The 3,312-nt window shown below is 76.2% G+C and carries 4 protein-coding genes; 1 reads left to right on the forward strand and 3 read right to left on the reverse strand.

All coding sequences use genetic code 11. The annotated features are described in order from the left end of the window. Positions 1-25: 25 nt before the first annotated feature. The 3 genes from ACFRMQ_RS39465 to ACFRMQ_RS39475 form a co-directional block, all read right to left on the reverse strand. Entirely contained in the window at positions 26-817 is a 792-nt protein-coding gene (locus ACFRMQ_RS39465; RefSeq protein WP_380735726.1) for a DUF2785 domain-containing protein, read from the reverse strand. A gap of 91 nt (positions 818-908) precedes the next feature. Continuing rightward, positions 909-2,279, reverse strand: coding sequence for a diaminopimelate decarboxylase (gene lysA, locus ACFRMQ_RS39470; protein ID WP_380735727.1), 1,371 nt, complete (start codon positions 2,277-2,279; stop codon positions 909-911). A gap of 51 nt (positions 2,280-2,330) precedes the next feature. Next, positions 2,331-2,504, reverse strand: coding sequence for a hypothetical protein (locus tag ACFRMQ_RS39475; protein WP_380735728.1), 174 nt, complete (start codon positions 2,502-2,504; stop codon positions 2,331-2,333). A gap of 352 nt (positions 2,505-2,856) precedes the next feature. Here ACFRMQ_RS39475 and ACFRMQ_RS39480 point away from each other — a divergent pair. Then, positions 2,857-3,312: universal stress protein (locus ACFRMQ_RS39480; RefSeq protein WP_380735729.1), on the forward strand; the 456-nt coding region annotated here is incomplete at its 3' end.

A 3,312-nucleotide genomic window follows, 5' to 3' on the forward strand; every position in this document is an offset into this window, starting at 1 on the left:
CTTCTCGCGCCGGCCGCGCGGCTTCTCAGGCGTACGGGAACACCGGCCGGACCACCTCGGCCAGCCTCGCCTTGACCGCGTCACCGTGGGCGAGCGGGACCGGCCGGCCGCCGCGCTCCGTCGGCACTCCGAGGTCCGCCAGGACGTACAGGGCGAACAGGGTGCGGACGGTGTTCGAGGCCCAGACCGGCATCGGCCCGCGCTCCTGCGCGGCGAAGGCCTCGCCGATCGTCGACAGCCAAGCCGTCGACCGCTCCGGCGTCAGGTCCGGGCGGGTGAGGACCAGGGCGAGGGCCCGGGCGAGCCGGTTGTCCTCCCGCTCGGCGAACAGGTGGTCGGTCGGGGTGAGCAGGCGCTCGGCGGCGAGCGCGAACAGCGGTTCGGGGTCGACCTCGGGCCGCCGGCCGAGGGCCCCCAGCAGGTCCGCGCCGTGCGCCACCGCGTGCAGCCAGCCGAGCGTGTCGTCGCGGCCGCGCAGGTCGGTCTCCGAGCGGTACCAGGCGGCGAACGCGTCGAGCCACTCGGGCCGGAGGCCGCCCCGGCCCACGATCATCGTCAGGACGAGCGGGGCGAACGTCCGGGCCTCGATCCGCGGGTCGGTGAAGCGCTCCGCCATCAGGTCGCCGAGCGCCAGCCGCCGCTCGCCGTCGATCACCCCGCCCCGGATCCAGGCGTCCAGGACCGCGTACGGGTGACCGTCCCGGATCTCCGGGTCCGGGTCCCCCAGGGCCGCCGCCAGTTCAGCGACCAGGTCGTCCAGGTCCCGGCCTTCGGGGATCGCGCAGTCGGCCTCGTAGATCTCACGCCAGTTCGTCACGGGCGGGACCCTACCGAAGGCCGGCACACCCTCTCACCTGCTTTTTCGCCGCCCGGCCCGCGCCCGGCGGCGGCCGACCCCGCGCCCGGTGTCAGCGGCCGACCTCCCGCAGCCGGAAGTCCTCCACCGTCTCCCGCCGGATCAACAGCCGCGCCCGGCCGTCCTTCACCGCCACCACCGCCGGGCGGCCGACCAGGTTGTAGCCGGACGCCATGGACAGCTGGTACGCGCCGGCCGCCGGCATCGCCAGCAGGTCACCCGGGCGCAGGTCGGCGGGCAGGGCGGCGTCCCGGACCAGCACGTCCCCGGCCTCGCAGTGGCGGCCGACGACGTCCACCCGCGCCTCGCCCGCCTCCGAGCGGCGGCCGACCAGCCGCACCGTGTACGGCGATCCGTACAGGGCCGGGCGCGGGTTGTCGCTCATGCCGCCGTCCACCGCGACGAAGCCGCGGCCGTCGGCCGTGTGCTTCACCGACAGCACCCGGTACACCGCCACCCCGGCCGGCCCGGCGATCGCCCGGCCCGGTTCCACCACCAGCCGGGGCACCTCCAGCCCGGCCTCGGCGCAGCGCACCGCCAGCCGGTCGGTCACCCGGACCGCGAAGTCGGCGAGGTCCAGCTCGTCGTCCCCGGGCAGGTAGCCGATGCCGTGCCCGCCGCCGAGGTCCAGCTCCGGCAGCTCCACGCCGTGCCGGTCCCGCACCGCCGCGAGCAGCCGCACCAGCGCGTCCAGCGCGAGCAGATAGGGCTCGACCGAGGCGATCTGCGAGCCCAAGTGGCAGTGCAGACCCGCCAGTTCGAGACCAGGCTGGTCGAGCACCCGGGCGATGGCGTCCGCCGCGTCCCCGCCCTCGATCGGGAAGCCGAACTTCTGCCCGCCGACCCCGGTCCGCACCGCCGGGTGGTGCCCTGCCGAGATCCCCGGGACCACCCGGACCAGCACCCGCTGCGGGGTGTCGGCCGCCACCAGCGCGGCCAGCCTGGCGATCTCGGCCGGCCCGTCGATGACGATCCGCCCCACCCGCAGCCGCCGCGCCAGCCGCAGTTCCTCCGGGGACTTCGCGTTGCCGTGCAGCAGGATCCGCTGCGCCGGGAAGCCCGCCGAGACCGCCAGCCACAGCTCGCCCGACGAGCACACGTCCAGCCCCAGGCCCTCGTCCGCCACCCACTCGGCCATCGCGCTGCACAGGAACGCCTTGGCCGCGTACAGCACTTCGGCGTGCGGAAGCGCCCGTCGGTAGGCCCGGGCCCGGGCGCGCACCTCGGCCTCGTCCAGCACGTACAGCGGGGTGCCGAACCGCTCGGCGGCCTCGGCCAGCCCCACCCCGCCGACCAGCAGGTCGGCCGGGCCCCGGCCGGGCCGCGCCGAGGCCGGCCAGGGAACGCCCAGCGCGTCGGCGCGGACGGGGGCGGCGGGTGCGGCGGGGGCCGTGGGGACGGGCGGGGCGCTGAGCTGGGTCATGGCGGCTCCTCCTGGGGGCGGGGCGTGGGACGGCGGGCCGGTCCTCGCGGGTCAGTCCTCGTAGTGCAGCGCGAACCGGCAGTGCGCCGGGCGGGTGCGGTCGCGGTCCGCCGCCGGGGACGGATCAGGCGGCTCGGGACGGTCCTGGCGCGAAGTGACGGGCGCGAGGCGGACCGTCCGCTGCCGCGGCTGGTCGACGTCGATGACGGCGGTGGCGGTGGTCATGGCTGGTCCCTTCGAGAGCCGGCCCGTGCGGCCGGACCCCTCCAGTGGAGACCCTCCGCGCACCGACCGCACCCGTCCTTGACGCAGGGCGTACGCCCGGACCCCCGTCCTTGACGCCCTCCTGACAGCGGGTCGTCCGGCGGCGCCGACCGGGCGGCCGGAGCCGCGACGCACGAAGGCACCCCGCGCCCCGCCAGAGGTCCGTCAAGATCGGTGAGACCTGCGTCATGGTGGCGTCAGCGGCCGTACGGAGGGATCGGTTCCGCGGTTCACTGGAGTCATCCGAAGCAAGGAGTTCCGAACCGGCAGGACTCGACGGAGAGTTCCGCCGGAGAGACGGAGGCGAACGGGCATGACCGGGACCACCCGAGTGATCGTCGGCCTGAGCGGATCACTGAGCAGTCTGGCCGCCCTCTACCACGCCGTCGGTGAGGCGGCCCGCAGCCAGGCGGTGCTGGTGCCCGTCGCCGCCTGGGCCGTGAGCGAGCGGGACGGTCTGCGCCCGCTCGCCGAACTGGAGCACGCCGCCCGTCGGCGCCTCGACGTCGCCTTCGAGCAGGCCTACGGCGGCTACCCGTCCGACCTGGTCATCCACCCGCTGGTGGTCAACTCGGAGCCCGGCCCCGCGCTGGTCGGCGCCGTCACCGGGCCGGAGGACCTGCTCGTCCTCGGCGCCGCCACCCGCCGCCGGCTGGACCGGCTGCGGCACGGCTCGGTCGCCCGCCACTGCCGCCACCGGGCTCGCTGCCGGGTGGTCGAGGTCTCGCCCTCGGCGCTCCTCACCCGGCTCGAACTCCCGGCCCGGACC

It is taken from the genome of Kitasatospora sp. NPDC056783 (assembly GCF_042789895.1).
Classification (GTDB): Bacteria; Actinomycetota; Actinomycetes; order Streptomycetales; family Streptomycetaceae; genus Kitasatospora.

What these genes read in the sequence shown, in the direction of transcription:
- lysA (WP_380735727.1), bottom strand. Translation starts at nt 2,279, where the DNA reads ATGACCCAGCTCAGCGCCCCGCCCGTCCCCACGGCCCCCGCCGCACCC.
- ACFRMQ_RS39475 (WP_380735728.1), bottom strand. Translation starts at nt 2,504, where the DNA reads ATGACCACCGCCACCGCCGTCATCGACGTCGACCAGCCGCGGCAGCGG.